General features: G+C 67.4%; 5 protein-coding genes and 1 pseudogene. 3 read left to right on the top strand and 3 right to left on the bottom strand.

What is annotated here, in order from left to right; all coding sequences use genetic code 11:
- Nucleotides 1-182: pseudogene (locus ACIPIA_RS13915) on the bottom strand (SAM-dependent methyltransferase); the annotation flags it as partial.
- Between the two features lie 93 nt (nt 183-275).
- Here ACIPIA_RS13915 and ACIPIA_RS13910 point away from each other — a divergent pair.
- Nucleotides 276-971 carry an SDR family oxidoreductase gene (locus ACIPIA_RS13910; protein ID WP_400510402.1) on the top strand — a complete coding sequence of 232 codons (696 nt, stop codon included), beginning with the start codon at nt 276-278 and terminating at the stop codon, nt 969-971.
- Between the two features lie 18 nt (nt 972-989).
- Here ACIPIA_RS13910 and ACIPIA_RS13905 read toward each other — a convergent pair whose 3' ends face one another.
- On the bottom strand, nt 990-1,607 hold the full coding sequence (locus ACIPIA_RS13905) for a LysE family translocator (RefSeq protein ID WP_400510401.1): 618 nt from the start codon (nt 1,605-1,607) through the stop codon (nt 990-992).
- Nucleotides 1,608-1,697: 90 nt separating this feature from the next.
- On the opposite strand from ACIPIA_RS13905, the gene ACIPIA_RS13900 reads away from it, so the two are divergent.
- Complete coding sequence (locus ACIPIA_RS13900) at nt 1,698-2,090, top strand: hypothetical protein (RefSeq protein WP_400510399.1); 393 nt, start codon at nt 1,698-1,700, stop codon at nt 2,088-2,090.
- Nucleotides 2,087-2,299, top strand: coding sequence for a hypothetical protein (locus ACIPIA_RS13895; RefSeq protein WP_400510398.1), 213 nt, complete (start codon nt 2,087-2,089; stop codon nt 2,297-2,299). Before ACIPIA_RS13900 ends, ACIPIA_RS13895 begins: the two co-directional genes overlap by 4 nt.
- Here the strand turns inward: ACIPIA_RS13895 and ACIPIA_RS13890 are convergent.
- A partial coding sequence (locus ACIPIA_RS13890; RefSeq protein ID WP_400510397.1) for an alpha/beta fold hydrolase occupies nt 2,286-2,604 on the bottom strand: 319 nt, incomplete at its 5' end. The two genes, ACIPIA_RS13895 and ACIPIA_RS13890, sit on opposite strands and share 14 nt — an antisense overlap.

The following is a 2,604-nucleotide window of genomic DNA, read 5'->3' as shown; positions in this document are numbered from 1 at the left end:
GGCGCACAACGCTCGAAGATGAGCTGCGTCGAGGCGCCGTTGCCGCAGCCGATATCGGCCCAGCGCAGGCCGGCGGGCGCGGCGAGCCAGTCCAGGAACACATCCCCGGCGAGACGGCTCCATTTGCCCATCATTTCCTCATAGGCGGCACCGTCGTTGAAGCGAATCTGCTGCTCGGTCATCAGGCCAGCCTTTCCGGACGCGTGGACGTGACTATCGATCTGGAAATAGGAGCCGCAAAGCCCTACCTCCAGTCTCCTTCACGGAGAACGCCCATGCCCCAGACCTGGATGATCACCGGTGCCAATCGCGGCATCGGGCTCGCGCTCACGATCGAACTGCTGCGCCGGGGCGACCATGTCATCGCCGCGGCGCGCAACCCTTGGGGCGGGGCCCTCGGCGAACTCGCCGCTGCGCATCCCGGCGCGGTGACGCCGGTCGAGCTCGATGTCACCTCGGACGAGAGCGTTGCCGCAGCCAGGAACGCGCTGGCCGGCCGCGCCATCGACGTGCTGCTCAACAATGCCGGCCTCTATGGCCCGCGCGACCGGCAGACCGGGCTGGACGTCGATTTCGACGAATGGCGAGAGGTCTTCGAGGTCAATGTCTACGCGCCTATCCGGGTCGCGCAGGCCTTCCTGCCCAATATCGAGGCCGGGCAGGGCCGCAGGATCGCGACGATCTCGAGCCGGATGGGCTCGATCGCCGCCAATCCCGGCAACGCGCTGATCTACCGCTCGTCGAAGGCCGCGGTGAACATGGCGATGGTGGTGTTCGGCAACAGCGTGCGCGAGCGCAATGTCACTGTGATGCTGTTCCATCCCGGCTGGGTCCAGACCGATATGGGTGGCAGCGGCGCCGACATCACTCCGGCCGAAAGCGCCGGCGGACTGATCCGCACGATCGACGCCTCCGGCATCGCCGAGACCAACAGCTTCCGCGACTACACCGGCGAGAAGATCGCCTGGTAAGGTCGCGAGAGCGCCGGCTCAGCTGGCCCGCGTCGAGGCGAGCCAGAGCCCGCCGCCAACCAGGAAGCCGCCGCTGAGCTTCGACAGCAGCCGGACGCGCCGCTGCGAGAGCAGATGGCCTGCGCGTCCGGACAGCAGCGCATAGGCCCCGTCGCTGAGCGCGGCGAAAGCGAGAGCCGTCGCGCCCATGATCACGATCTGGGTGGTATGGTCGCGCGCGGGATCGAGGAACTGCGGGAAAAAGGCGCCGAAGAACAACAGCGTCTTCGGATTGCTGAGCGCGACGAGTGCGCCCTGCAGGAGGAAGCCGCCGCGCGGCGGCCTGGCGGGCGGCGCGCCGTCCAGGCCGGTGCCGGCCGAACGGAACATCTTCCAGCCCAGCCAGATCAGATAGGCGGCGCCCGCCAGCCGTATCCATTCGAACCAGTGGCCGAGCGCGGCGATGACCGAACTCAGCCCGATGCCGGCGATGACGACCATGACCGCAAGCCCCGCCTGCGTTCCTGCCACGTTGAGGAGACCGGCGCGGGTACCGTGCTTCAGGCTGTTGGCGACGATCAGCGTGACCGTGGGGCCGGGCACGATAATGATAACGATGCAGGCGAGCAGATAGGCGGCATAGACTTCGAGCGACATGGCGCTGGCCTCCGGCTGTGGCGCACAGTGATCTGCCGATGTCGGCTCGCTGTCTACCCGTCTCGCACAAGGGCTGAACGGGAGGCTGATATGGACCGGGCGGATTTTTTGGTTCTGCCGCTGACGCCGGAGCGCTGGAGCGATCTGGAGGACCTGTTCGGTCCGCAGGGGCCTTGCTATGGCTGCTGGTGCAATCATTTCCGCATGCCGCAGCGCTTGCGCAAGCCGCTGCTCGGCGAGGGCGCGCGGAAGCTGTTCGAGGAGCGGGTGAAGTCCGGGCCCCCGCCCGGTGTGCTGGCCTATTCCGGCGATCAGCCCGTGGGCTGGCTGCAGGTCGGCCCGCGAGCCCATGTGCCCGAGTGGAACAATCCGCGCCGCGCTTCCTCGCCGCTGCCGGATGCGCCGGCGGAGGACACCGGCAACTGGGCTGCCTCGTGCTTCTTCGTGCGCAAGGGTTTTCGCGGCAAGGGCGTGACGCGTTGATCGAAGGGGCCGTCGATTTCGCCCGCCGAAATGGGGCGCGGCTGATCGAAGCCGCCGCCATGGACAACGAGGAGAAACGCAGCGCCGAGGGGCTCTATGTGGGCCCGGAAAGCGTGTTGCGGCGGGCCGGCTTCGTCGAGGTCGCCCGGCAGAAGCCGGGGCGCTCAGGCTCCTGTTGTGACCAGACAGTCCCGATCAATCGAGGATGAAATCCCGAATTGCCTGCAAGGCGCCCTCGCGGTCATCGGCGACGATGCCGTGGCCGCAATCGGCGAAGCGCCGAAGCTCGACTCGTTCGGGCGGGAGGCTGGCTGCGATCTCTTCGCTGAAGGCGATCGGCGTGATCGGATCCCTGTCTCCGGCCATGACGAGGACCGGACAGGAAATGCCGCCGAGCGCCTCCCGGAAATCGAAGCGGCCGTGCTCGTTGCCGGGTCCGTTGAAATGGACGCCCGTGTCGTTGCGGGTGATGGCGCGACTCATCCACTGTCTGTCGCCCGGCGCTTTGCGTGTC

The sequence above is a fragment of the Allobosea sp. CER48 genome, assembly GCF_044752385.1.
Taxonomy (GTDB): domain Bacteria; phylum Pseudomonadota; class Alphaproteobacteria; order Rhizobiales; family Beijerinckiaceae; genus Allobosea.
Note: the sequence above shows the minus strand (reverse complement) of the source record. Positions and strands in the feature narration are given on the sequence as shown.